The 25,926-nt window shown below is 60.7% G+C and carries 18 protein-coding genes; 10 read left to right on the top strand and 8 right to left on the bottom strand.

Going from position 1 to position 25,926, the window contains the following annotated elements; all coding sequences use genetic code 11:
* Window positions 1-155 precede the first annotated feature (155 nt).
* From MHX61_RS01480 to MHX61_RS01445, 8 genes are all read left to right on the top strand, one after another.
* On the top strand, window positions 156-1,301 hold the full coding sequence (locus MHX61_RS01480) for an HNH endonuclease signature motif containing protein (protein ID WP_239191826.1): 1,146 nt from the start codon (window positions 156-158) through the stop codon (window positions 1,299-1,301).
* 21 nt (window positions 1,302-1,322) lie between these two features.
* Window positions 1,323-2,723 carry an NAD-dependent succinate-semialdehyde dehydrogenase gene (locus MHX61_RS01475; RefSeq protein WP_204610785.1) on the top strand — a complete coding sequence of 467 codons (1,401 nt, stop codon included), beginning with the start codon at window positions 1,323-1,325 and terminating at the stop codon, window positions 2,721-2,723.
* A 137-nt stretch (window positions 2,724-2,860) separates the two neighbouring features.
* Entirely contained in the window at window positions 2,861-4,807 is a 1,947-nt protein-coding gene (locus tag MHX61_RS01470) for an alpha/beta hydrolase-fold protein (RefSeq protein WP_239191821.1), read from the top strand.
* A gap of 2 nt (window positions 4,808-4,809) precedes the next feature.
* The gene (locus MHX61_RS01465; protein WP_239191819.1) at window positions 4,810-5,244 is read left to right on the top strand and encodes a DUF732 domain-containing protein; all 435 of its coding nucleotides are present in this window, start codon (window positions 4,810-4,812) and stop codon (window positions 5,242-5,244) included.
* A 22-nt stretch (window positions 5,245-5,266) separates the two neighbouring features.
* On the top strand, window positions 5,267-6,181 hold the full coding sequence (locus MHX61_RS01460; RefSeq protein ID WP_239191817.1) for a cutinase family protein: 915 nt from the start codon (window positions 5,267-5,269) through the stop codon (window positions 6,179-6,181).
* 59 nt (window positions 6,182-6,240) lie between these two features.
* Window positions 6,241-7,953, top strand: coding sequence for an AMP-binding protein (locus tag MHX61_RS01455; RefSeq protein ID WP_239191814.1), 1,713 nt, complete (start codon window positions 6,241-6,243; stop codon window positions 7,951-7,953).
* Window positions 7,954-8,032: 79 nt separating this feature from the next.
* Window positions 8,033-12,739: a type I polyketide synthase gene (locus MHX61_RS01450; protein ID WP_239191811.1), complete on the top strand. Its 4,707-nt coding sequence runs from the start codon at window positions 8,033-8,035 to the stop codon at window positions 12,737-12,739.
* Window positions 12,714-14,270, top strand: a complete 1,557-nt coding sequence (locus tag MHX61_RS01445) for an acyl-CoA carboxylase subunit beta (protein WP_239191808.1) — start codon at window positions 12,714-12,716, stop codon at window positions 14,268-14,270. Before MHX61_RS01450 ends, MHX61_RS01445 begins: the two co-directional genes overlap by 26 nt.
* 196 nt (window positions 14,271-14,466) lie before the next feature.
* On the opposite strand, the gene MHX61_RS01440 is transcribed toward MHX61_RS01445, so the two are convergent.
* The 5 genes from MHX61_RS01440 to trmB are packed head-to-tail and all read right to left on the bottom strand — an operon-like array spanning window position 14,467 to window position 19,346.
* The gene (locus MHX61_RS01440) at window positions 14,467-14,796 is read right to left on the bottom strand and encodes a DUF3054 domain-containing protein (RefSeq protein WP_239191806.1); all 330 of its coding nucleotides are present in this window, start codon (window positions 14,794-14,796) and stop codon (window positions 14,467-14,469) included.
* A complete protein-coding gene (locus MHX61_RS01435) occupies window positions 14,793-15,809 on the bottom strand; it encodes a YbhN family protein (protein ID WP_239191803.1) in 1,017 nt (338 codons plus the stop codon). Before MHX61_RS01435 ends, MHX61_RS01440 begins: the two co-directional genes overlap by 4 nt.
* Window positions 15,810-17,963 (bottom strand): MMPL family transporter, encoded by a 2,154-nt coding sequence (locus tag MHX61_RS01430; protein WP_239191801.1) that lies wholly within the window; start codon window positions 17,961-17,963, stop codon window positions 15,810-15,812.
* 12 nt (window positions 17,964-17,975) lie between these two features.
* Window positions 17,976-18,569 carry an NYN domain-containing protein gene (locus MHX61_RS01425; protein ID WP_239191799.1) on the bottom strand — a complete coding sequence of 198 codons (594 nt, stop codon included), beginning with the start codon at window positions 18,567-18,569 and terminating at the stop codon, window positions 17,976-17,978.
* Window positions 18,570-19,346 (bottom strand): tRNA (guanosine(46)-N7)-methyltransferase TrmB, encoded by a 777-nt coding sequence (gene trmB, locus MHX61_RS01420; RefSeq protein WP_239191797.1) that lies wholly within the window; start codon window positions 19,344-19,346, stop codon window positions 18,570-18,572.
* A 349-nt stretch (window positions 19,347-19,695) separates the two neighbouring features.
* Here trmB and MHX61_RS01415 point away from each other — a divergent pair, with 349 nt between their 5' ends.
* Complete coding sequence (locus MHX61_RS01415) at window positions 19,696-21,519, top strand: phosphoenolpyruvate carboxykinase (GTP) (protein WP_239191795.1); 1,824 nt, start codon at window positions 19,696-19,698, stop codon at window positions 21,517-21,519.
* 44 nt (window positions 21,520-21,563) lie between these two features.
* On the opposite strand, the gene MHX61_RS01410 is transcribed toward MHX61_RS01415, so the two are convergent.
* The gene (locus MHX61_RS01410) at window positions 21,564-22,307 is read right to left on the bottom strand and encodes a bifunctional 2-polyprenyl-6-hydroxyphenol methylase/3-demethylubiquinol 3-O-methyltransferase UbiG (RefSeq protein WP_239191793.1); all 744 of its coding nucleotides are present in this window, start codon (window positions 22,305-22,307) and stop codon (window positions 21,564-21,566) included.
* Between the two features lie 24 nt (window positions 22,308-22,331).
* On the opposite strand from MHX61_RS01410, the gene MHX61_RS01405 reads away from it, so the two are divergent.
* The gene (locus MHX61_RS01405) at window positions 22,332-23,441 is read left to right on the top strand and encodes a glycosyltransferase family 4 protein (protein WP_239191790.1); all 1,110 of its coding nucleotides are present in this window, start codon (window positions 22,332-22,334) and stop codon (window positions 23,439-23,441) included.
* Here MHX61_RS01405 and MHX61_RS01400 read toward each other — a convergent pair.
* Entirely contained in the window at window positions 23,356-24,774 is a 1,419-nt protein-coding gene (locus tag MHX61_RS01400) for a hypothetical protein (RefSeq protein ID WP_239191787.1), read from the bottom strand. The two genes, MHX61_RS01405 and MHX61_RS01400, sit on opposite strands and share 86 nt — an antisense overlap.
* Window positions 24,764-25,918 (bottom strand): DUF3068 domain-containing protein, encoded by a 1,155-nt coding sequence (locus MHX61_RS01395; RefSeq protein ID WP_239191784.1) that lies wholly within the window; start codon window positions 25,916-25,918, stop codon window positions 24,764-24,766. Before MHX61_RS01395 ends, MHX61_RS01400 begins: the two co-directional genes overlap by 11 nt.
* Window positions 25,919-25,926 lie beyond the last annotated feature (8 nt).

Genomic DNA, 25,926 nt, shown 5'->3' with positions numbered 1-25,926 from the left:
TGCGGCCGAATCCCCTTTCTTAAGGAAAGGGGATTTTCTTTTGCGAAGGGTATCGAACAAATATACGTCTAACTATTGCGGGCGTCTCGGCATTGCGCTAATCTAGGCGTGTCAGTTCGATTGGGTGTGCGAAATTATTCAGAGGGGGAGCTTTCGTGACTACTGCTACCGCACCACCAAAACAGGCGTATTTTTCTACCAATGACATGGAAGACACCGTGTGTGTCATGGCCATGGTGCAAAGAATTCAATCATGGCAACTGTTCCAGGCAGTGCTGCCACAGTTAGAAGACGACGTTGATTGCACACTGGCCGTTTTGTCCAAGAGACTCGGTCTTTCGCGATGGCGGGTATCAAGTGCAATCCAAGCCCACTTTCGGATGCGCGAACTGCCGCTTACTACCGCAGTGCAAACGGAACACTGGATTTTGGACCTTCCGCGACTCCAAGTTATTGACGTGGAATTGCGTCCCCTCGGCGAGGACGAAGCGCAGATCCAACTAGTTGATGCGGCCTTGGCAGATTTCCTCACGCCCAAAGACCCGGGACAGCACGTGCCGACGGAACCGGAAATCCGAAATTTCCTGCGTGGATTCATTGATGGGCTGCTGAAGCCAGATTTATCGGCGCAGATCGAGCGCGCAGTGTCGGTGTCCTATTCGGGTGGACAGGCCACGATTGTGTTGAAGACAGATAAGGCCACTGCGGCGGCAATTTCTAGACATATTGATAAAGCGGCAGCACAAGAGGGGGTTTCAACGGCGGAGGCGCTGGAAAGTCTGATCTTCAACCGCACTAGTACCAAGGTGGTGATTAACACCTATCGCACCGGGGAGGATCCTTCCCGCGTCTTCATTCCTAGCGCAGGATGGTGCGATCTGGGGGAGGACCTGGCCCATGACTCTGCGGTGCGAACTCTTACCGCCGAGGACGTCAAAAAGTATGTTCCCTCAGAAGAAATCCGCGCCTGGGTGCAGGGACGCGACGCGACCTGCCGGTGGCCAGGGTGCTCGATGCCAGCACACTATTGTCAATTGGATCATCGCGTGGAGTACGGCGACAAAGGACCTACCAGTGTGGGAAATCTGGTGAGCTTGTGTCAGCATCACCATAACGTGAAGACGGATGGTCGGGTGCGATACATCATGGACCCGTTTACCGGAGATATTGTCTGGATGTTTGAGGATGGCACTTATGAGGTGGATCGAGCGGCAGGTCCATTGGCGCCCCGGAGTATTCATTGGAAACTGACGTGGGAGCGATTCCTCATGCTCAGGAGGGGTTCATTGCAAGGTATGTGAGTTGGGACTATACAGGGGCGCATGTTCGCTATTGAGAATCCAAACACAGGCAAGAGTGAAGACCAGTTTGAACGTATCGATGATTCGCAGCGCGATGACATCCTAGACCGCTCCACCGCGGCCTACGAGGCATGGCGTAGCACTCGCATCGAGGAGCGTGCTGCGGTTTTGTCCCGCGCAGCTGACCTTTATGAAGAGCGCATTGATGAGTTAGCAGATCACATCGGCCGCGAGATGGGCAAGCTGACCCGTTGGGCCAAGGCCGAGGTACAGATTGTTGCCGATATTTACCGCTATTACTCCGAGCATGCGCACGAGCTGCTTGCCGACGAGTACCTGCCGGCACAGAATGCCGACAAGACCGTAGTGCGCAAGGAGCCGATCGGTCCACTGCTGGGCATCATGCCGTGGAACTTCCCGTACTACCAGGTAGCCCGCTTCGCGGCGCCTAACCTGCTGCTGGGTAACACCATTGTGCTCAAGCACGCTTCCATCTGCCCGCTGTCTTCCCAGGCATGCCAGGACATCCTGGAAGAGGCTGGTCTGCCGAAGGACGCGTACATCAACATCTACGCTTCCGGTTCCCAGATGGATGCCTTTGTAGCGGATAAGCGTATCAAGGGTGTTTCGCTGACCGGCTCGGAGGGCGCAGGTGCTGCCGTGGCCAAGACCGCCGGTGAAAATTACAAGAAGTCCGTGCTGGAGCTAGGCGGCAACGACCCGTTCCTGGTTATTGATGATGAGAACCTGGAGTGGGTCCTGGATCAGTACAACCTGATCCGCATGTACAACACCGGCCAGGCCTGCAACGCACCAAAGCGCCTCATCGTTCTGGAGGACTTCTACGACCGCACCGTGGAGTACCTGGAAAAGAAGATTGGGGACATGAAGGTCGGCACTTATGACGACGAGAATGCCGACATTGGTCCGCTGTCCTCCATCGGTGCTCGCGATGAGATTGTGGAGCGCCTGGAAAAGGCCGCGGCCAATGGTGACGCCAAGATTCGCGTAGGCGGCAAGAAGATTGACCGCGAGGGCGCCTACATGGAGCCTGCGCTGCTTACCGACGTCGACCCATCCACCGACGTAGGCTGCAACGAGATCTTCGGCCCTGTGGCTATTGTTTACAAGGCCAAGGATGTTGAAGAGGCTATCGAGATTGCCAATAACTCGGAGTATGGTCTGTCCAGCTCCGTCTGGGGCACCGACCTGGATGCCGCGTTCGAGGTGGCAAACCAGCTCAACGATGGCATGACGTTTGTCAACGAGGCGTCGGTAACCGCAGCAGGCCTGCCTTTCGGTGGTGTGAACCGCTCCGGCTACGGCCGCGAGCTGGCACGCTGGGGCGTCGGCGAGTTTGTCAACGAGCACCTGTACCGCGTGAGCGGACAGGATAATCCGGGCAACTCCCCGGCCATGTAGCGGCGTGTCAGTCTAGCGTAAGTCTCAAGTTCAACTTAAACTTGAGCACACGATAGACAGCTCACGCCGCAGGCATCGGTCCGGGGGAGGGGAACCCTCGGAAAGGTACCGCGGCAAATCTTCAAGGACGTTTACCTATGCGCAAAAGCACTTCCCCGAGTAAAGCTCGCAAGGGCCTTGCAGTGGCCGCAGTACCTACCGCTATTGCCGTGGGTTTGGCTCTGCTGCCAAACGCCACCGCACAATCTTCCGTAGGCGATCTCTCTTCCGCAATCGGCGGCGATTCCAGCCTGTCCGATCACTTCGCACCGAAGGATCCGCCCGCCCGCACCCCGCTGAACACCGAATACCCGGATGTTAAGGGCCTGCCGGAGGGCGTGAAGATCAACCGCGTGGAGTACCTGACCAACCGCCACCTGATGGTCTACATCAAGTCCGCGGCTATGCCGGACAAAGAGCAGAAGGTGCAGATCCAGCTGGCTCGTGACTGGTACTCCCACCCGGAAAAGAAGTTCCCAGAGGTATGGGCGCTCGACGGCCTGCGTGCACGTGACGATGAGTCCGGCTGGACCATCGAGACCAATATTCTGAACCAGTACGCTGACCGTAACGTCAACCTAGTTATGCCGGTAGGCGGCGAATCTTCCTTCTACTCGGACTGGGAGCAGGCAGACCGCGGTAAGCGCTACATGTGGGAGACCTTCCTCACCAAGGAATTGATCCCCATCTTGGATAATGAGTACCGCTCGAACCACAAGCGTGCGGTCACCGGCCTGTCCATGGGCGGCACGGCCGCGATGAACTTGGCTGAGCGCAACCCGCACCTGTTCAACTTCGTGGGTTCCTTCTCCGGTTACCTGGACACCACTACGCGCGGCATGCCGGAAGCCATCATGGCTGCGCAGCGCGATGCCGGCGGCTATGATTCCCGCAAGATGTGGGGCGAGCCAGGTTCTCAAAACTGGATCGACCACGATCCGAAGCTGGGCATTGAAAACCTGAAGGACATGAAGGTCTATGTCTCTGCAGGTTCGGGCAAGGATGACTTTGGTAACGCCAACTCCGTAGCCAAGGGTCAGGCCAACCTTGCCGGTATGGGCTTGGAGGTCATTTCCCGCATGTCCACCCAGACCTATGTGGACTACGCAAAGCGCGCCAAGATTAACCCAGTGATTAAGTTCCGCCCATCCGGCGTGCACAGCTGGGAATACTGGCAGTTTGAGATGCAGCAGGCATGGCCCTACATCGCAGATGCCCTCGAGATGGACAAAGCTGATCGCGGTGCGGACTGTGAGGCCATCGGCGCCATCGCCAAGGAAACCAAGAGCGGCGTCATTGGCTCTTGCTTGAATAACGAGTACGACGTCGCCAAGAAGGGCAAGGCCCAGGACTTCGAGTCTGGTACCGCTTACTGGTCCCCGGATACCGGTGCGCACGCCCTCTTCGGCCGTATTGGTGCTCGCTACGCCGAGATCGGTGGACCTACCTCCTGGCTGGGCTTCCCTAAGACCGGCGAGTCTAAGACCCCGGACGGCAAGGGTCGCTTCGTGCACTTCGAGCACGGCTCCATCTACTGGTCCCCGGAGACCGGTGCTTGGGAGATTACCGGCGATATGTTCCAGGCCTGGGGCAAGAACGGCTACGAAAAGGGCGACCTGAAGTACCCGACCGGCTCGGTTAAGAAGGTCGGCGAGGGCTACATGCAGGAATTCCAGGATGGCGTCCTGACCCGTAACCCGGATGGCTCCAACCAGGTAGTCCACGGTGCTATCGGCGCCAAGTACAAGGACATGGGCGGCGCTGAATCTGCGCTCGGCTTCCCGACGTCCGGTGAGAACGCCGTCAACGGCGGCTTCTTCCAGACCTTTGAAAAGGGCAGCATCTACTGGTCCCCGAAGACTGGCGCGCACTACATCCTAAAGAGCAAGATCATGGACCGCTGGGGCCAGGCTGGCTGGGAGCAGGGCGAGTTCGGCTGGCCTACTTCTGACTATTCCGAGATTGCCGCTGGCGGCCTGAGCCAGGAATTCCAGCACGGCAAGATCAGTGAGGTCCTCGGCCAGGTTCGGGCCGAGAAGAAGTAGCTATGCGCAAGCTAGTAGTTGTGGGCGCGGCGCTGTGCTTGGGTCTTGCGGGCTGCGATTCCGCCACGGTGGATAGCGAACCGCCGCAAGAGACCGAGGTCGCGCCCCTCGAGCGCGAGTCCGAGGCCCCTTCCTCTTCTTCGGAGAGTGCCACCTCTAAGTCGCAAGAAGACCGCGGTGCGCGCGAGATCTCTGAAATCCCGTCCGCTGAGGTGCCGGAACCGGACGCCAAGTACTTGGACAAGCTCAAGGACGCCGGCGTTAACGTCGATGGCGTAGAGGATCAGCTCCTTGGCGCTGGAAAGGCGGCCTGTGACGAGAATGAGGTCACCATTTCTGCGGTTGCCGGCCAGCTCATCGAGCAGCAGCGCACCACGCTGAGTTTTGAGGAGCTTTCCCAGCTCATCAAGGATTCCGCGCGTTCAGGGATTTGCTAGGTTTAGCTGGTACAACTAATCCATGCGAAAAACTATTACCGTTGTCGCGGCCCTCGTCGTATTAGCTGTCATTGGCGTGGGCGCGTCGCGTTACCTCAACCAAGGCACTGATTCCCCGGCTCCGCACACCACGGAGCAGGCCGCGCCGCCGCAACCGCAGCAGCCTGACTGGTGCCCCCGTGTGGAGTTCATTTCTGCCCCGGGTACTTGGGAGTCCGCGGCTGACGACGACCCCATCAATCCTTCTGCCAACCCGCGCTCGTTCATGCTGTCTATTACGAAGCCGTTGCAGGAGGCCTACGGGGACGATGTGAAGGTCTGGACCCTTCCCTATACCGCGCAATTCAAAAATATTAATGCGCAACATGAGATGAGCTACGACGATTCCCGCACTGAGGGAACCGCCAAGATGAATGACGAGCTGCGTAGCGTTCATCAAAGCTGCCCGGCTACCAAGTTCATTCTGAGCGGCTTTTCTCAGGGTGCGGTGATTGCTGGCGACGTTGCCGATGAGATTGGTGGCGGCCAGGGCGTGGTTCCGGCGGAAAACATCGCAGGCGTGGCCCTTATCGCAGACGGCCGCCGCCAAAATGGCGTCGGGCAAAACCCAGGCCGCAAGGTGGGTGGCGTCGGTGCAGAAATTGCCCTTCAGCCCGTATCCGGATTGGTGCAGCCCATCGTGCCGGGTGCTTCCATGCGTGGTGCGCGCCAGAATGGGTTCGGTAGCCTCGCGGATCGCACCTTCCAAATTTGCGCGCCCAATGATTCGGTGTGTGATGCCCCGCCTAACGTGACCAATGCGCTAGAGCGCGCGCAGGGTTTGATTGCTGCGAATGGCGTGCATGCGCAGTACGCCTCCAATAGTGGCGTTATCGATGGCACGACTGCCAACCAGTGGGTAGTGGGCTGGGCCCGCCAGCTTATCGACGCCGCGTAACAACCATTCCCCCAACTCCGATAGTTTTATTAACGAAACCATTTACCTAAGGAGAATCGATGGATCTGAAAGCGCAGATGGGGCAGTTCTTAGCGCCCGAGTTCACCTTGGCCCAGTTGGCAGAGAAGCTCTTCCAGGCGGAGACCGACCCAGACCGCGTGGTCATGCGCCAGTGGATCTACGGTGAGGAAGAAACCTGCCGGGAGCTTACCCGCGCACAGGTTAATAACCGCATCAAGGTGGTGGCGGCGCGCCTGCAGCAGGTGGCAGAGCCCGGTACCCGCGTGGCCATCTTGGCTGGTAATTCACCGGAATACGTCTTCGGTTTCTTGGGGGCCCTTTATGCGGGCATGGTGCCGATTCCGCTGTATGACCCCAACGAACCGGGGCACTCGGACCACCTCAAGGCCGTATTTGGTGACTGTGACCCGTCCATCGTGGTGACTAACCGCGTATCGGCGGCGGCAGTGCGCCGGTACTTTTCTGCTCAGCGCGAGCGCCCGCGCATCATTTCCCTTGATGTCCTGCCGGATTCTTTGGCTTCCTCCTGGACTCCCGTGGAGGGAACCGCAGAGGATACTGCGTTCCTGCAGTACACCTCCGGTTCCACCCGCACCCCGGCCGGCGTGGAGCTCACCAATCGCGCGATTATCACCAACGTGGCGCAGATTTTCCAGGCCCTGCAGCTGCAGATGCCGGCCCGCATCGTTTCTTGGCTGCCGATGCACCACGATATGGGCATCATCTTGGCCGTATTTGTCACCATCTTGGGCCTCGACTTCGAGGTGATGACCCCGCGCGATTTCATCCAGCACCCGGATCGCTGGGTCCGGCGCGTGACAGCCGGCAAACAGGCCACCTATACCGCTATCCCGAACTTTGCCTTGGAACTTGCCGCGCGCCACGCCAAGGACGCGGATTTCTCCCACGTGGACGGCATCATTATTGGTTCCGAGCCGGTGACGGAATCGGCCGTGGACTCCTTCCTCGATGCCTTCAGCGTGGACCGTTCCGTACTGCGCCCGGCCTACGGTCTGGCAGAGGCAGCACTTATTGTGTCTACCCCGCAAACTGACAAGCGCCCGGTCATCGCGCACTTTAACCGCGCGGAGCTGGCCGCAGGTCGCGCCGTCATTGAGGATAAATCCGAAGATACCGTTGCCTACGCCTCCAATGGACAGTGCGTGCCGCACCAGCACCTCGCCATTGTGGATCCGGAAACTCGCACCGAGGTGAAGGACGGCGTTATCGGAGAAATCTGGGTCCACGGTCCCAATATGGCCACCGGCTACCTCAACCGCCCAGAGGAAACTGCTGCGACCTTCCGCAATACGCTGGGTGAGCGCCTGCAGGATGGCCTGCCGGAAGACGATTACTGGATGGCCACCGGAGACTTGGCAACCATCGTGGATGGTGAGCTGTACATTACGGGCCGCCTGAAGGATCTCATCGTCATTGCTGGGCGCAACCATTATCCGCAGGATATTGAGGGCACGGTGCAAGCAGCTTCCGCACAGGTTCGCCCGGATTCCGTTGCAGCCTTTTCCGTGGAAGGCAATGATTCTGAGTCCCTCGTCCTGCTGGTGGAGCGCGCCGATGATGCGCAGCCGTCCGGCGATGCCGAGGCAACCGAGGCCATTCGCACCGCGGTCACTGCCCACCATGGCATTACTCCGGATGACATCGTGTGGAAGGCACCTGGCGAAATCAACCGCACGTCCTCCGGCAAGATTGCGCGCCGCGTAGCCAAGAAGAATTATGTGGGATTCTGATATATCGCTAACAAAGTGACAAAATATAGCGATATACCCCTACGCCATTTAGTATTTTTCCGTAACGAAAGACCTTTTTATGACCATCGAGCAACTGCGAGCATGGCTGCGTGACTGGGTCGCCCAGGCCACCGGTGTTTCCGCCGAAGAGATCCTAGATTCCAAGCCTTTGGAAAATTATGGCCTCTCCTCGCGGGATGCTGTAGTGCTATCCGGCGAGCTGGAAAACCTTCTGGGCACCCGCCTCGATGCCACCGTGGCATATGAGTATCCCACCATCGAGCTGCTGGCGGACCGCCTGCTGAACGCACCGGCGGCGCCCCAGCCGGAAGAGCACGCGCCGCGGATCGCGCAGGGATCTGACGTTGCGGTCATTGGTCTTTCCGGCCGCTTCCCGGGTGCTAAGAATGCCCAAGAGTTCTGGTCTATGTTGGCGGAATCCCGCGCAGGCACCGGCCCGTTGCCAGTAGGCCGGTGGTCCGAGTACTCCGCTGATCCGGTCATGAGCGAGAAGATCGCCCAGCAAAATACCGACGGCGGCTATATCGAAGACATCGCGTCCTTTGATGCGGAATTTTTTGGCCTGTCCCCGCTAGAGGCCGCCAACATGGATCCCCAGCAGCGCATCCTGTTGGAGCTGGTGTGGGAAGCGCTAGAAAACGCTGGTGTTCCCGCCAATGAGCTGCGTGGCACGCAGACCGGCGTGTATATGGGATCGACCAATAATGACTACGGCATGCTCATCGGTGCCGATTCCGCCGAGATGCACCCGTATGCGCTGACCGGCATTTCTTCCGCCGTGGTGGCTAATCGCATTTCCTACGCCCTGGATTTCCGCGGCCCTTCCATCAACGTGGATACGGCTTGCTCCTCCTCCCTCGTGGCGGTGAACCAGGCGATGAAGGATTTGCGCACGGGGAGCGCGGACGTGGCGCTGGCAGGCGGCGTGAATATTCTGGCCGCCCCGCATGCGTCCACGGCGTTTTCGGAGTTGGGCGTTACCTCTCCCACGAGCGCCATTCACGCCTTTTCTGACGACGCCGATGGCATCGTGCGTGCCGACGCCGCCGGCGTCCTCGTGCTCAAGCGCTTGGAGGACGCGGAAGCGGACGGCGACGATATCCTGGCCGTCATCAAGGGCTCGGCCGTCAACTCCGATGGCCACTCTAATGGCCTGACCGCCCCGAACCCGGAGGCACAGGAGGATGTGCTGCGTCGCGCCTATGCTGATGCGGGCGTAAATCCGCAGGACGTGGACTATATCGAAGCCCACGGCACCGGCACCATTTTGGGCGATCCGATCGAGGCCTCTGCCCTGGGCCGCGTGCTCGGTGCGGGCCGCGGGGTCGAAACTCCTATTTTGCTCGGCTCTGCCAAGACCAATATCGGCCACTCTGAATCCGCCGCGGGCGTGGTCGGCCTCATCAAGGTCATCCAGGCCATGCGCAATGACGTGATTCCGGCGAATATCAATTACTCGGCGCCGAATCGCTATATCGATTTCGAGGCCGAGCATCTCGAGGTAGTGGAGGATCCGCGCGAGTGGCCCGAATACTCCGGGCGCAAGGTCGCTGGTGTGTCTGGCTTTGGTTTCGGTGGCACCAATGCGCACGTCGTGCTCACCGATTATCGCGGCGCCCCGGCCAAACGCGCGCCCCAGCTTTCCACCGAAACGGTGGCGTTGCCGGTCTCTGGCCTCTTGCCTTCGCGCCGGGCACGCGCTGCGGCCTTGCTGGCAGACTTCATTGAGGCGGAAAAGCCCGCGCTTGTCGACGTCGCCCGCACCGTCGCCCGCCGCAACCACTCCCGTTCCCGCGCCGTCGTGATGGCTAGCTCCACCGAGGAAGCGGTCAAGCGCCTGCGCCAGGTAGCTGAGGGCAAGGTTTCCGTTGGCATCGCCGCTGCGGATTCCCCGCAGGTCCCGGGGCCCGTATTTGTTTACTCCGGTTTCGGATCCCAGCACCGCAAGATGGCGAAGGACATGATTGCGCTCTCGCCGCAGTTCAAGGCCCGCTTGGAAGAGCTGGATGCCATCGTGGACTTTGAGTCCGGCTGGTCCATCTTGGATATCGTCAACGATGATGCCCAAACCTATGACACCGAGACCGCCCAGGTGGCCATTACCGCCATTCAGATTGCGTTGACGGACCTGCTCGCTTCCTTTGGCGTGCGCCCGGCCGGCGTAATGGGCATGTCCATGGGCGAAATTGCCGCGGCCTATGCTGCAGGCGGCATCTCCGCAGAGGACGCCATGGTTATTGCCTGCCATCGCGCGCGGTTGATGGGTGAGGGTGAGGCGTCGCTAAGCGATGCCGAGCAAGGAGCCATGGCCGTCGTAGAGCTCTCGGCCGAGGATATTGCCGCGCTCGACGGAAACATCGAACCCGCCGTGTACACCGGCCCCGGAATGACCACCGTGGGCGGCCCGCGCCAAGAGGTGCTGGACCTGGTGGAAAAGCTCGACGGCGAGGGCAAGTTCGCCCGTGCACTCAATGTGAAGGCCGCAGGGCATACCTCGGCCGTGGACCCCATCCTGGGTGAGCTGCATGCAGCCATTGCCGGCATGGAAGCCAAGCCGCTGCACACCCCGCTGTTTTCCTCCGTGGATAAGGGCGAGGTCTATCGCCCTGGTACCACCGTCCACGATGAGGATTACTGGCTGCGCATGACCCGCCACTCGGTCTATCTGCAGGATGCCACCGAGGCGGCCTTCAACGCCGGCCACACCCAGCTGGTAGAAATCTCGCCGAACCCGGTGGCGCTGATGGGCCTCATGTCCACCGCCTTCGCCGTGGGCAAGGCCGATGCGCAGCTGCTGTATGCGTTGAAGCGCAAGGTAGATCCCACCGAGTCGTTGTTGGACCTGCTCAGCAAGCTCTATGTCGCCGGCATGCCGGTGGATTTTGGCGCGGTCTTTGGCTCTGGTGCGCGCGTGGAGGCACCCTATACCCAGTTCAACCGCCAGCGCTTCTGGACCAACGCGCGTCCGTCGGCCGGCGTTTCCGGCCTGCCGGGTGCACGCGTCAACCTGCCAGAGGGCAAGGTTGCCTTCTCCACCAATGCGGATCAGGCGCCATCCGCGCTGGCCATCGTGGAGGCCGCGGCCGAGGCCGTCAAGCCTGGGGCGCGCATCATCGCCACCGAGGAGCACGCCGACCTGCCACCGCGCGGTGAGGTCACCACGGTGGTAAGCCAGTCCATCGGTGGTATGTCCGTAGCCGTCTACGCCGTCCGTGGCGCACAGACCGAGCTTTTGGCGGAAGGCTTTGCCTCCGCCCTGGACTTGGGCGCGGCGCCTATCCCGGGCGTGGCCGATGTGCCTGAAAGCGAGCCTGCAGCAACCGCAGAAGTTGATGCCGTGCGCTGGGATCCTGCGGAGGAAACCGTGGAGGATCGCCTCGCACTCATAGTGTCGGAATCCATGGGCTACGACGTCTCTGACCTGCCGCGCGAGCTGCCGCTCATTGACTTGGGCCTGGATTCCCTGATGGGCATGCGCATTAAGAACCGCGTGGAAAATGACTTCCAGATTCCGCAGCTGCAGGTGCAGGCGCTTCGCGACGCCTCTTTGGCAGACGTCATTGCCATGGTGGAAGAGGCCGTCGCTGGCGGCAGCGTGGATACCAGCGACATTGCTTCTGCGGATACGCCTGCACCAGAAGAAGACGAGCCCGGCCAGGGCGTCGGCGTTGCCCCGCGCGATGCCTCGGAGCGCATGGTCTTTGGTACCTGGGCCACCTTCACGGGAAAGGCAGCGGCGGGCGTTACCTCGGCGCTGCCTGAGGTGAGCGACGAGGTTGCCACCCAGATTGCCGAGCGCCTCACCGAGCGCGCCGGCATCGAGGTCACCGCCCAGCAGGTCCACGAGGCCGAGGCGCTAGAGACTTTGGCCGACCTCGTCCGCGAAGGACTGGAGACCGAGGTAGAAGGCAATATCCGCGTCCTACGCGAGGCTGATGGTCCTGCCGTATTCATGTTCCACCCAGCCGGCGGCACCACTGTGGTCTACCAGCCACTGACCCGCCGCCTGCCCGAGGACGTGGCGGTCTACGGCGTAGAGCGCATTGAGGGCTCGCTGGAGGAGCGCGCCGAGGCTTATATCGAGGACATCCTGCACTACGCTCGCGGCCGCAAGGTCGTGCTCGGCGGATGGTCCTTCGGTGGCGCGCTGGCCTACGAGGTGGCCTACCAGCTGCATCAGCGCACCCAGCGCGGCCAGGATTCGGCGGACGTGGCGTTCATCGCGTTGCTGGATACCACCCAGCCGTCGAACCCAGCGCCGGATACCCCGGAAGAAACCCGCGCCCGGTGGGAGCGCTACGCGACCTTTGCCAAGAAGACCTATGGCCTGGACTTCGAGCCGCCGTACGAGATGCTTGAGACCATGGGCGAGGATGCGCTCATGACCATGCTGGCGGAGTTCCTCGCTACTACCGACGCCTCTGAGCACGGCCTGGCCGCCGGCGTACTGGAGCACCAGCGCGCTTCCTTTGTGGATAACCAGATTCTGGCCAAGATCGACTTCCATCGCTGGGCCGATGTCACCGTGCCGGTGCTGCTTTTCCGTTCCGAGCGCATGCACGACGGTGCGATTGAGCTGGAGCCGCGCTACGCTGAGATTGACCCCGACGGCGGTTGGGGAGTTATCGTTAAGGATCTAGAAATTGTGCAGCTGCAAGGCGATCACCTTGCAGTGCCCGACGAGCCGGCCATCGGCATCGTGGGCAAGCATATGGACGAATGGATCGAGGAGAAGATACGTGGCGGCCAAGCAGACAACCGCTGAGAAACTCGCTGACCTGCGCGAGCGTCTTGATAAGGCGCAGGATCCAGGCAGTGAGCGCTCCCGCAAGCGCCGCGACGAGGCTGGGCGCACCACGCCTCGTCAACGCATCGATGAATTGCTAGATGAGGGTTCCTTCGTCGAGACCGGTTCCTTGGGTAAGACCCCGGGTGACCCTGACGCCATTTATTCCGATGGCGTGGTCACCGGTTATGGCCGCATCTCTGGCCGCCCAGTGTGTATCTACGCCCATGATAAGACCGTCTACGGCGGCTCTGTCGGCGTGACCTTTGGCAAGAAGGTCACCGAGGTCATGGACATGGCCATCAAGATTGGCTGCCCGGTTATCGGTATCCAGGATTCCGGCGGCGCCCGCATCCAGGATGCGGTGACCTCGCTGGCCATGTACTCCGAGATCGCCCGCCGCCAGCTCCCGCTGTCCGGCCGCAGCCCGCAGATTTCCATCATGATGGGCAAGTCCGCCGGTGGCGCCGTCTATGCTCCCGTGACCACGGACTTTGTCATTGCCGTGGACGAGGAAGCGGAAATGTATGTCACCGGCCCGAACGTCATCCGTGAGGTTACCGGTGAGGACATCACCTCCGCCGAGCTGGGCGGCGCTCGCCAGCAAGAGCTCAACGGTAACGTCTCGGCAGTCGTCCCCTCCGAGGATGACGCCTTTGATATGGTCCGCGATCTCCTCGACCACCTGCCGCTGACCTGCTTTGATGAGTCACCGGAGTTCGCTGCGCCTTCCGACGCCGAAGTGGCCGAAGACGAAGACCTCAATGCCTTCATGCCGGATGACACCAATGCTGGCTACGACATGATGGACTTGTTGACCCAGTTGGGCGATGACGAGGATCTCATTGAGATTCAAGAAAACTTCGCGCCCAATATGATCACCGCCTTCGGCCGCATCGATGGCAGGACCGTCGGCTTTGTGGCCAATAACCCCATGCACCTTGCGGGCTGCATTGATGCCGACGCCGCCGATAAGGGCGCGCGTTTTATCCGCATTTGCGATGCTTACAATATTCCGCTGGTCTTCGTAGTGGATACCCCGGGCTACCTGCCGGGCGTGGAACAGGAGAAGGTGGGCCTTATCCACCGCGGCGCCAAGTTTGCCTTCGCCGTGGTGGAAGCCACCGTGCCGAAGGTCTCGCTCATCGTGCGTAAGGCCTACGGCGGTGCCTATGCGGTGATGGGCTCGAAGAACCTGACCGGCGATATCAACCTGGCGTGGCCGACCGCGCAGATCGCCGTGATGGGCGCGGCCGCTGCCGTGGTGATGATCGCCGGCAAGCAGCTCGAAGCCGCCGAGACCCCGGAACAGCGCGAAATGACCAAGAAGATGTTCATGGACTTCTACGATGAGACCATGACCGCTCCCTATGTTGCCGCCGAGCGCGGTTACCTAGACGCTATGATTCAGCCGAATCAATCCCGGTTGGCTCTCCGCCAAGCGCTGCGGCAGCTAGCAACGAAGCAGGAAAGCGATCTGCCGAAGAAGCACACCATTGCCCCGATGTAACGTCGTGTGCTTGGATTAGCGATAGGAATATAAAGTCCCAATCCTAGGCAAGGAGTTATTTATGATTCTATCTAGTGCTGTAGATATCATCAGCGAGATCATTGGTTTCGTTGTCGATATGCTCAACCAGGCAGGCGTACCGGTAAGCTCCAAGTAAAACGAGCAAAAAATGAGGAGGGTTAAACCCTCCTCATTTTTATTTGCGGGCGAAAAGCCGCCAGCCAAAGAAGAATAGCGCGGACATGACGGTTGCCACGATGAGGAAGCGCCAGTCCGGCAGGCGGTCATTAACCAGCATCCACAGGGCCATGCCACCCACGATGGTGCTTAACCAGACGATGCCGCCTTCTTTCCACTTTCCCTGCACCTTGGCGGCTAGGATGATAGCCCAGCCGAGGAGCGCGCCGATGGCCCAGGGCCAGAAAGCATCAACCCAAGTGGAAAAACTTAGTCCGCCGTGGGCGAGGCGGGCGGCCACAGCAAAGAGCATCAGGGCGATGATATCGATGATGGGGGCGGTTCTCATGCGTTTTCCTTTCGATTCAAGGCGGCGTAGGTAATGCCCTTGCGAGCATAGTGCCAGAAGTAGATTATCCAGCCAATGATGGTGATCAGGGCAAAGGAAATCAGGCGATAGATGATTGCCGCCCCGGTTGCATCCACCGCGGTCATACCGGTGGCAACCAGGGTGGCAATGATGGCGGCCTCTACTGTACCGAGGCCGGCGGGCGTGACCTGGGTGGAGCCGGCCAGCTTGGCAGTGAGATACGCCAGTGCTACGCCGGCCATAGTCGTTGTGTCCTCACCCGCGTGCAGGGCAGGTAGGTGGCCGGTTACGGCCCACACACAGCCCCACAGCGAGACCATATCGATGAGGCGGTTGGCCAGGGAGTAAAAGGAAACCCAGGCGAATTGCCGGCGGGTGAGGTGAACCTCTTCCAGATTCTTCACCTGGTCCACGAGGGCTTCGCGCTTGGAGCCTTTAATGAGCCTCTGGCGGTTAAGCCAGCGAATGATGGTATCTGGGTGATTGGTCAGCCAGAAAAGGCCGCCGGAGAGTGCCAGCATGAGCACCAAGGTGCCAATGAGGGACCACAGTGCCATATCGGCATTGAGGAAGAGTACGCCGCCTAAGCCGATGAGTACGAGCCACATGGTGGAAATGGCCGAAGACAGCACGAAGAACCAACCACAGAGCATGACGGAAGCACCCCACGTGCGTTGCACGTAGAAGGTGAGGATGGCGGAAAAGGCCGGGCCCGCTGGAAGCGTGGTGGACCAAGCATTAGCCGCCAGCGTAAGGGCGGACGTTTCCGAGGCCGGCACATCTACGCCGCCGGCGCGAATGAGCAAGCGCATAACCTCACCCATGGCAAGGACCGCCAGAATAGAGGCGACGACTACCAGTGCTACCGCGGCTGGGTCGGAATGAGACAGCCGCGAGAAGCCTTTGCGCAGGAAGTCCAACTCATCGCGGAAGACATAAATCAGGATAAGCAGGACGATGAGCGAGGCGATAAGCCGCAGCCAGTTTTTCACTTATTTATCTCCTTCGAGGCGTTGTTTGAGCTCAGAGAAGGGAATAGTTTTGCCGCGGTGTCTTGCACCGCCGGTCAAAACGGTGGTGGCGTGGCGCAGCCAGCTAGGTGCCCACCAGTTATCTTCGCGCAGCAGGTGCATGACGGCGGGAACGAGGAGCATGCGGACAATGGTGGCGTCGATAAGCAGGGCAAAAATCATGCCATAAGCGATGTATTTCATCATCACGATATCGGAGAAGCCGAACGCGCCAGAGACCACGATCATAATGAGCGCCGCCGCGGTAATAATGCCGCCCGTATGCGCGGTACCGGCCGCGATGGCCTCGTCGGTCGAAGCGCCACGCCGTCGCGCCTCCACCATGCGAGAGACCAAGAAGACCTCATAGTCGGTGGACAGGCCGTAAACAATGGCGATGATAAGCACCAAGATGGGGCTCATGAGGGGGCCAGGGGTGAAGTTGAGAGCGCTCGAGCCAAGGCCAGTAACGAACATCAGGGTCAAGATGCCCAGCGTAGCCCCCAAGGTCAAAAGCGTCATCACGATGGCCTTGAGCGGCAGCACAAAGGAACCGAATACCAGCGCCATGAGCAGGAACGTGGCCAGCACCACGTAGAGTGCCATCCAGGGCAGCTTGTGGAACAGCGCATCAAGGGATTCCACTTCCATGGCAGGCGTGCCGCCCACATAAAGGTTTACGCCCTCGGGTGCCTTTATTTGCTCCAGTTCGTGGACAATCTTCGCGTAATCATCGCGGTCTTTAATGCCGGCGGAAAGGACGGTGGTTCCCTCCTTGGTTGCCGTTGTCGGCGCCATGGGCTCGGTGAGGCCTTCGAGGCCGCGGACTTGCATGACGACGTCGACAAGCTGTTGGTTCGATGCATTCTCCACAACGAGCTTGACTGGCTCCGTGCGGAAGGCGGGGAATTCTTCGTTAAATTTATCCTGTGCCACGCGGGTGTCCTGGTCCGGTGGCAGGTAGGACTCGTTGATGCCGCCGAAGGTGATGCTCATGATAGGCAGGGTCAATGCGATGAGCAGGCCACACACGGCGATGGTTAGCCCGCGGGCATGGCGCATCGCCCAGCGCGGCAGCTTGTACCACCAGGTGTCTTGAATCGTGCGTGCCGTTCTAGAGGTGCGGCGTACAGACCAGGTATCGATCTTGGGGCCGAGCATGCCAAAAATGGAGGGCAGCACGGTGACCGAAAGCAGTGCTGCTAGCCCCACAGCGGAAATGGAGCCATAGGCCACGGACTTCAGGAAGGCCTGGGGGAAGAGGAAGAGGCCGGAGAGCGCAACGGCGACCATGGCCGCGGAGAAAACCACGGTTTGGCCGGCGGTTGCGGTGGTGGTGGCCACGGCCTCCTCGGTGGAGCGGCCCTTGTCCAGCTCCTCGCGGAAGCGCGAAACCATAAAGAGGCCATAATCGATGGCTAGGCCGAGGCCCAGCAGCGTGACGACGGCCTGGGCAAAGACATTGACCTGCGAGAACCCGGCCAGGATGGACAGGATGCCCAAAGAGCCCAAGATGGAGAGGCCGCCGACCACCAGCGGCATGCAGGCCGCAACGACGGAACCAAAGACCACCAGCAGGAGGATGCCTACCAGTGGAAGGGCGGCCTTTTCGGCGCGGGAGATATCGTGGGACATTCCCTCATCCAGGGCATCAGCAACTGCGGTGGCACCCGCAATCTCCACCGGTGCGGTGGTATCCGTGAGCGCGCCCTCGATGGCGCGGAAATCCTTCAGCGTCTGCTCATCATCACCCTTGAGCCCGATGGAGGCGAAGGCCAGCGAATGATCAGCATTGACCAGGTTCGGGTTCTTCGTGTCGAAGTAGCTGGTCACGGAGTCAATCTGGTCCGGATACTCCGATTTCAACTGCGCCAAGTGCTGCTTGGCGGCGTCGAAGTTCTCATCGGGGGAGTGGAAGAGCAAGATGACATCGCCGGAGTTATCGCGGCCGAATGCTTCCTGCTCGATTTGGGCCGCGCTTGTCGACGCCGCATTGGGATCCTCCCAGCCCTCCTGACTCATGCGGTCTTCGAGCTGTAAGCCAAAGCCGATGAAGAGCGCAAGGATGGCGGCGACGATGATGGCGGGGATGAGCCGGCGGTGCGCATAGGAAAAACGTCCCCATTTTTCAAACATTGGGGCAGCCTCCTAGCGGTTATTAAGCAGCGCAGCCAGGGGACGGAATGGCTGCAGCCATGCACCACCCTCGGGCAGGTTATCCAGGTTCACGCGCGGTAGCGGTTCGCGGAATACACCCTCGATATCTTCCAAGTCCACAAAATTGATATCTGCGTGGCCTACGGCCCACGCGGCATGCTCGTGGAAACCGAGGACTGTTACCGGAAGGCCTTCCGCCATGAGCTCTTCCAAAGGTTCCTGGAAATTCTGGCCATCGGCGGAAGCAACAATCACGCCGGCTAGATCCTCACGGAGGCTTTCGATGTGGTCAAGCATATCCGGATCCACGTCGTCGTCTTCGTGGATTTTGGGCTTGGCAAAAACGCCGAAGCCCACGTTGCGGATGGCTTCTACCCATGGGCGGATGACATCGGCGCCGCCCGGGGTGACATTAGTAAAGACATTGGCGCGCGGTTCCGCATCAACGTCCTGGGCAAGGTGTACCAGCCAGCGGCCGATGGCGTCGAAGCGCGGGCGGTGTGCGGCGGTGGGGCGGCCGCCGAGCAGGGAGCCTAGGCCCATGTCCATATTGGGCGCATCCCAGACAAGTAGGTAGGTGCTCATTTATTTCTTCTCCCAGAGATACTCCGTGATGACGTGTTCTTTATCTAGGCCCTTGCCCTCAAACTTGGTGATGACCTGACGGTCCACCAACTGCGGGCACTCTGGCCACGGCCAGCCCTTGTAATCCAGGCTCGGCTCTACGTCCACAAGCTCATCGATCCACTCGGCGTATCCGGCGTGGTCGGTAGCAACGTGCAGCACGCCGCCCTTCTTCAGGCGGGAAGCAAAAAGGTTGAGTGTGCCCGACTGGATGATGCGGCGCTTGTGGTGGCGGGCCTTTGGCCAGGGATCTGGGAAGAAGACGCGGATGCCATCAAGGGATTCCGGTGCAAACATGCGCACCATGACCTCGATGCCATCGCCGCGAATCATGCGGATATTGTCAATGCCCTCGCGCTCGATCTGGCCCAGTAGCTTGGCCAGGCCCGGCTTGTAGAGCTCGACGGCGATGATATTGGTATCGGCCTCCTTCGGCGCCATGGCGGCGGTGGAGGTACCCGTGCCGGATCCAATTTCCACGATGGTCTTGGCGCCGCTGCGGCCAAACCAGGCGTCGAGGTCAATGACCTCGTCTTCCAGTGTGCGGCCTAGTTCTGGCCAGCGCTTTTCAAAAAGCTCATGCTGATTTTCGGTCAGCGTGCCGCGGCGGAAGGTGACGTTGCCTAGGCGTGGGTAGTCAAGCTCGTTGTCGAATACGGCATTGAAGTCGGTCTGTGGTGGGCGCCCTGGAGGCATTTCTCCAGCGCGGATGTTTTGAGAGTTATCTGTGTTATTCATTGCGGCCTATTTTTCCCTGCTTAGCCTTGCCAAGCAATACGCCGCGCCGTGGGTCACGTGTGGCGAGGGTAATCCGGGTATAACCAGTGGGCCCGGTTGGGGGTGGAAGATGATTGTTTTGGTTGCCGCTGGGGAGGGGAATAGACCCCCAGACAGGGGGATGGGAAAAGGCGATTTTTAACACAGTATCTGTGGTTGCGCTTGGTGAAGTTCTGGTAAACGCGGTGGATATAACCGGTGTGACAAAATCTGCGCAAATTATTCGGACAAGCACGTTAATCTTGAGGTGGAAGGCACAGTTGGGGCTTTATTTCCCCAATTTTCACACCCACCCTCAGGAGAATTACTAATGACCGCCACTATCCCAGGGCTCGTCGGAGAGCTGCCGACTAAAAACGAAAAGCTTATCGGCTGGATCAGCGAGAACGTTGAGCTTTTCCAGCCGGACCAGGTGGTCTTTGTAGACGGCTCCCAGGACGAGGCTGACCGTTTGGCCGCAGAGCTGGTGGAAAAGGGCACGCTTATCAAGCTGAATGAGGAAAAGCGCCCTAATTCCTACCTGGCTCGCTCCAATCCTTCGGACGTCGCCCGCGTGGAATCCCGCACCTTCATCTGTACCGAGAATGAAGATGGCGCCGGCCCGACCAATAACTGGGCGCCGCCAGCTGCGATGAAGGAAGAGATGACGGAGGCATTCCGTGGTTCCATGAAGGGCCGCACCATGTACGTGGTTCCCTTCTGCATGGGCCCTATTAGCGATCCGGAACCAAAGCTGGGCGTGCAGCTGACTGACTCCGCTTATGTGGTGCTCTCCATGCGCATCATGACCCGTATGGGTGCGGAAGCCTTGGAGAAAATCGGCGCTGACGGCAACTTTGTCCACGCCCTGCACTCCGTGGGCGCCCCGCTAGAGCCAGGCCAAGAAGATGTGGCGTGGCCATGCAATGACACTAAGTACATCACCCAGTTCCCTGAAACTAAGGAAATCTGGTCCTACGGTTCTGGCTACGGCGGCAACGCCATCCTGGCTAAGAAGTGCTATGCGCTGCGCATCGCTTCGGTTATGGCCAAGGAAGAGGGCTGGATGGCTGAGCACATGCTCATCTTGAAGCTCACCAACCCAGAAGGCAAGAAGTACCACGTTGCAGCTGCCTTCCCTTCGGCATGTGGCAAGACCAACCTGGCCATGATTACCCCAACCATCCCGGGGTGGAAGGCTGAAGTTGTCGGCGACGATATTGCCTGGCTGCATCTGCGTGAGGATGGCCTCTACGCCGTAAATCCGGAAAATGGATTCTTCGGTGTGGCTCCTGGTACCAACTACGATTCCAACCCGATTGCCATGCGGACCATGGAGCCGGGCAACACCATCTTCACCAACGTTGCGCTGACCGACGACGGCGATGTCTGGTGGGAGGAGATGTCCAAGGAGGCGCCAGAGCACCTCATTGACTGGACCGGTCAGGATTGGACTCCGTCTTCCTCCACTAAGGCTGCGCATCCGAACTCTCGTTACTGCGTGCCGATTTCCCAGTGCCCGAGCGCCGCACCAGAGTATGACGACTGGCAGGGCGTGAAGATCGACGCCATCCTCTTCGGCGGCCGCCGCAAGACCACCGTCCCGCTGGTAACCCAGGCCTTTGACTGGAACCATGGCACCATGATCGGCGCTCTGCTGGCTTCCGGCCAGACCGCTGCCGCAGAAGGTAGCGTCGGCACCCTGCGCCACGACCCGATGGCTATGCTGCCGTTCATTGGTTACAACGCCGGTGACTACCTGCAGCACTGGATCGATATGGGTGAAAAGGGTGGCGACCGCATGCCGTCTATCTTCCTGGTTAACTGGTTCCGCCGTGGCGATGACGGCCGCTTCCTGTGGCCGGGCTTCGGGGAGAACTCCCGCGTGCTCAAGTGGATCATTGACCGCATTGAGGGCAACGTTGAGGCCGAGGAAACCGTTGTGGGCCACACCGCCCGCGCCGAGGATATCGACCTCGAGGGCATCGACTTCGATATCGAGGATGTTCGCGCCGCTCTTGCCGTCAACCCGAAGGATTGGGAAGGCGATATGCAGGATAACGCCAGCTACCTCAACTTCTTGGGCTCCCGCGTGCCGTCCGAGGTGTGGGACCAGTTCCACGCCCTGAAGGAGCGTGTAGAGAACGCCTCTTAAGCTCTAAGCTCAATAGCACCCAGCGACAGCACTGTTGTTGGGTGCTATTTTTGCAGCACTAGCGTCAAGTTAGAAACCGCGAATTCCCGCACCCCTGGCACACGGGTGAGCCACCAAGCCCAGCTGGGGTGATAGCGGGGGAAGGCGAGTTGGAGCGCGCCGGTGCGCTGGGCCCAGGCAAGGCCGGCGGAGCAGGGGACGTCGAAAAGCGAAGTGCCAAAGACATTTTTGGGCGGATGGCCGTGGTGGCGGGTATAGCGATCGCGGGCAAAGCCACCCCCAATGTAGTGCTCCCACAGGCCGGTCTCGTGGCCGCCAAAGGGGCCGAGCCACACCGTGTAGCTCAGGATGGTAAGTCCGCCGGGGCGGGTTACGCGCAGCATCTCCTCGCCCATATCCCAGGGATTGGGGATGTGCTCGGCCACGTTGGAGGAATAGACCACGTCAAAGGAATTATCGGCAAAGGGCAGGTTGGTGCCATCGCCACGCACGGAATTGCTTAAATGGATGCCGGCCGCAGACATCTCGCCGGCATCTGGCTCCAATCCCACATAGCGGGCGCCGCGCCGGGAAAAGGCGTCCGCAAAATAGCCCGGTCCGCCGCCGACATCGAGCACCCGTGCTCCGAAAAGCTGCACGCCCAAGTCGCGGCCGAGGTTATCCACCAGCGCGGCCGTATCCTCCGCGAGCCCGCCGTAGAAAATCTCCGGGCGCGTCTGCTCAAAGCGGAAGGAACGCAGCAGCTGAATGGAGCGGCGGAGCGTGGCCATCTCACGGGTATGTCTCATAACCCACTAGGCTAATACCTCACGATGAAGATTCTTTTACTATGCTGGCGCGATACCACCCACCCGCAAGGCGGTGGTTCGGAGCGCTACTTGGAGCGCGTGGGCGAGTACCTGGCGTCCCAGGGCCACGAGGTGGTCTTTCGCACCTCCAAGCACATGAATGCCGCGCGCCGGGAGGTGCGCGACGGCGTGCGCTATAGCCGCGGTGGCGCCAAATTCGGCGTGTATCCGCGTGCCTGGGCGGCGATGTTGGCCGGCCGCCTGGGGTTGGGAGACCTGCGCGGAGTGGATGCGGTAATCGATACCCAAAACGGCATCCCCTTCTTCGCTCGCCTGGTGTCTGGAGCACCGACGGTGCTGCTTACTCACCATTGCCACCGCGAACAGTGGCCGGTGGCGGGCCCTCTCCTCGGTCGGCTTGGTTGGTTCCTTGAGTCCCGAGTGGCCCCGCGCGTCTACCGCGGCGCTCCCTATGTCACCGTGTCTGAGGCCTCCCGCGAGGATTTAGAGGCGCTGGGCATTAAGGGCGCGCACATCATCGCCAATGGCCTGGACCCGGTTCCGGATCACGTTCCTTCCTTGGAACGAGAGGCCGAGGTGCATCTAGTCACGCTTTCGCGCCTAGTGCCGCATAAACAGATCGAGCATGCCATGGATACGGTGGCGCAGACCCCGGGCGCGGTCTTGGACGTCATCGGCTCCGGCTGGTGGGAGGCTAACCTGCGTGCCTATGCCGAGGAGCATGGCGTGAGCGATCGCGTGCGCTTTCGCGGCCAGGTGACCGAGGACTATAAGCACGCTTTGCTGGCCCGAGCCGATGCCTTGCTCATGCCCTCGCGCAAAGAGGGTTGGGGGTTGGCAGTAATGGAGGCGGCCCAACATGGGATACCCACCGTTGGCTATACATTTGGCCTGCGTGACAGCGTTATCAACGGCAAGACCGGCATCCTAGTAGAGCGCGAAGAGGATTTCGTGGCGGCCACCAAGCAGCTGCTTGCCGACGCCCCCCTTCGCCGCACCCTCGGCTCCAACGCGCGGGATTTTGCCGCTAGCTTCTCGTGGGAGAAGACCGGCGAGCAGTTCGCGGAATTGCTGCAAGGGCTAGTAGCGGACACGCCATCCACAAAGCGGTAAGCGCCCACGGAACCTGCGGCCGCGGCGCGTTCGTTTCCGCGGCAATGGCACCGTCCACCACGACCACACCGACGCCGATCTCGGCCAGACGATTCATATCCTGCTCTTCCCACGCGCGCAGCGCCGCCCGGTAGTGCGGCGAGGCTTGGTCCACCACGGTCCCGTCTACGCTCAATTCTCCTGATTCCACCATGGCCACCGCCTTGGAGTACGGGTCGACGGCTACGCCTCTGGGTACCTCCACAAGATTGGCGCGCTCCGGAAAGAAGGCCACGCGGCCGTCAATCGCGCGCACCAACTGCTCATCTACTCCCGTATCTCGCGGCGCGAGCACCGCGAGGCGTCCCGGAACGGGCAGCAGCTGCACGGTCGCCGCCACGGTGGCCAGTGCCGCCGGCAGATTCGGCAGCGCCCCCAGCGAGGCAACATAGAGCGGCAACGCCAACATGGTCAGTTTCCCGCTATCGCGCAGCAGCGCCGCCCCCGGTACGTGATCGATGGACCACACTAGAGCGCCGGGAACCAGCCAGAAGAACATCGCCCCGCCGAGCCCTATCGCCGCGAGGACGCTTAACCGCGCGGAAACTCGCCACGCCCCGAACAGGGCGATGACCGCCACGATGACGCCGCACACGGCGAACCCGATGGCCGCTTCCGCATTCCAGATGCCGCCGAGCCGCAGCAGCGCGCCCGCGGTGCCGACGTAGTCTTCTGCCCGCGGGCCAAACGCGGCCACCGCCGCTGCGCTATCGCCGGGCGCGGCGGGATTGAACATGCCCGGAATGGCCCACGGCAAGCACAAAACCACGCCGCCGAGGGCTACCCGCTTGCGGCAGGTCACCGCCGCGGTCACCACGGCAAAGAGCCCGCCCGTAGGGGTAAGCGATGCTCCCCACATGGCCAGCCACGCCACCCAGCTGTGCCTCCTTCCTGCCCACGCGATGACCGGCAGCAGCCACGCAGCCACCGCAAGCGACCACTGGCCCTGCAGGAGACGCTCGATGACGAAGGGATTGGCCACCGCCACCGCCATCGCGCTCACCGCGGCGACTGTAGAGCGTGCCCAGCGCGCCGCGGTGAGCGCGGAGGACGCGGCGGCGGCAAAAATGAGCACCCGTGCCGCCCACGCGCCGCCCCCGAGAGCAAGGAAACCGTCCTGCGGTGCATTGCGGGCGGGCAGACTGCCGCCACCAAAGGCAGAAGGGGAAAGCGCCGGATGGTCAAGCAACGCCATATCGCGCCACAAGAACTCGCCGGGCAAGGCAAAGGGCCAGCACACCGCGGCCACGAGGAGGGTGCCCCAGATGAGGAGTAAAAGACGCCTAGCCTTCACGGTGGCGGCGCATGTACATATAGGCGGCACAGAGCAATAGACCAACGCCGATGGCCTTGCCGGCCCAGCCGACCACCATCAAGGCGCGAATGGTGCGAATGACCGGACGTACCTCATCAAGGCGCTCCGCGCGGGTCTCATCGGACCAGCGCAGATCGGCGGCGAAGATGGAGCGGTCTTCTGTATCGTCATTCGCCACCATGGTGCCGGCTTGCTTTTCGTCCGCGGCAAAGAAGATCTTGATGTTCTCGCGCAGGTCCACCATGGTGCCGGTGGTGGGCTCGACGGAGATATCGCGGCCGATGGTATAGAAGGGCTCCACCGTGACTCGGTCAGTGGCATCTAAGCCGAGGAGTTCGCGCGACTCGGCGTCGTAGAACCGCTTTGCCGGCCCGGAGATGCGGAAATCCTCGGCCGCTAGTTGCTTATCGCCAGTGCCGGTATCGACCTCGGTGGTAATGCTCTTGCGCATATCAGCCAAGGAAATGGGCTGGATATCGTGGTGGAAAGAATAGGTGGGGATACCGTCGAGCTTTTCCGTCGTGGTGAAGTCCACCGCCGTGGAGGATTGCGTCGCTAGATCGAAAAACGGATAGGAGCGCTGCTCGGTACCGGAGGGAAAGAAGTAGTTGATTCCATCGCGCTCGAAGTCGGTGCGGGCCATGCCGGTATCCAGCGCCGGTAGCACAAACTTCCATTTATCCTTTGGCGCAGCAACTGGGTAGGTGGACTCGCGGTTCAACACGGAATGCTCGGTGATTTGGGCAAGGGGAGTATCGCCGGCGAGCAGGCGAGAGAGCGAATCGGAGTTAGCGAGCGCATCATCTTCTGCCACCTCAGAGGTGGTGGTATTGCGCTCGATAGTAAGCAGGTCGTGGTGCAGGTAGCACCACATGGGCGCCTGCTTTTCTTGGCACTGCGGGTCCTTGCTATCGCCGGAGGCTTTGGCCCCGGCGATGAATTCGGGCGCTTCCATCCACACGCCTGACGACGGCGCGGTGACGGTGTTGATGTTTTGGTCGAAGGCCAGCGGCCGAGTCTGATTGTTATACAGCGGCGGCACCACGGTACCCAGCACCAAGAAAATGACGGCGGCAATGACAACCCACGCCAGTGGCGAGCGTGGCCAAAGGTAGCGTTTCATTGCAGTAG

This window comes from Corynebacterium sp. ACRPF (assembly GCF_022347395.1).
Lineage (GTDB): Bacteria > Actinomycetota > Actinomycetes > Mycobacteriales > Mycobacteriaceae > Corynebacterium > Corynebacterium tuberculostearicum_D.
Note: the sequence above shows the minus strand (reverse complement) of the source record. Positions and strands in the feature narration are given on the sequence as shown.

Excerpts from the sequence above, each read along its gene's own strand:
- MHX61_RS01475 (WP_204610785.1), top strand. The coding sequence starts at position 1,323 with ATGTTCGCTATTGAGAATCCAAACACAGGCAAGAGTGAAGACCAGTTT.
- MHX61_RS01470 (WP_239191821.1), top strand. The coding sequence starts at position 2,861 with ATGCGCAAAAGCACTTCCCCGAGTAAAGCTCGCAAGGGCCTTGCAGTG.
- MHX61_RS01465 (WP_239191819.1), top strand. The coding sequence starts at position 4,810 with ATGCGCAAGCTAGTAGTTGTGGGCGCGGCGCTGTGCTTGGGTCTTGCG.
- MHX61_RS01460 (WP_239191817.1), top strand. The coding sequence starts at position 5,267 with ATGCGAAAAACTATTACCGTTGTCGCGGCCCTCGTCGTATTAGCTGTC.
- MHX61_RS01455 (WP_239191814.1), top strand. The coding sequence starts at position 6,241 with ATGGATCTGAAAGCGCAGATGGGGCAGTTCTTAGCGCCCGAGTTCACC.
- MHX61_RS01450 (WP_239191811.1), top strand. The coding sequence starts at position 8,033 with ATGACCATCGAGCAACTGCGAGCATGGCTGCGTGACTGGGTCGCCCAG.
- MHX61_RS01440 (WP_239191806.1), bottom strand. The coding sequence starts at position 14,796 with ATGAGAACCGCCCCCATCATCGATATCATCGCCCTGATGCTCTTTGCT.
- MHX61_RS01430 (WP_239191801.1), bottom strand. The coding sequence starts at position 17,963 with ATGTTTGAAAAATGGGGACGTTTTTCCTATGCGCACCGCCGGCTCATC.
- MHX61_RS01425 (WP_239191799.1), bottom strand. The coding sequence starts at position 18,569 with ATGAGCACCTACCTACTTGTCTGGGATGCGCCCAATATGGACATGGGC.
- trmB (WP_239191797.1), bottom strand. The coding sequence starts at position 19,346 with ATGAATAACACAGATAACTCTCAAAACATCCGCGCTGGAGAAATGCCT.
- MHX61_RS01415 (WP_239191795.1), top strand. The coding sequence starts at position 19,696 with ATGACCGCCACTATCCCAGGGCTCGTCGGAGAGCTGCCGACTAAAAAC.
- MHX61_RS01410 (WP_239191793.1), bottom strand. The coding sequence starts at position 22,307 with ATGAGACATACCCGTGAGATGGCCACGCTCCGCCGCTCCATTCAGCTG.
- MHX61_RS01405 (WP_239191790.1), top strand. The coding sequence starts at position 22,332 with ATGAAGATTCTTTTACTATGCTGGCGCGATACCACCCACCCGCAAGGC.
- MHX61_RS01395 (WP_239191784.1), bottom strand. The coding sequence starts at position 25,918 with ATGAAACGCTACCTTTGGCCACGCTCGCCACTGGCGTGGGTTGTCATT.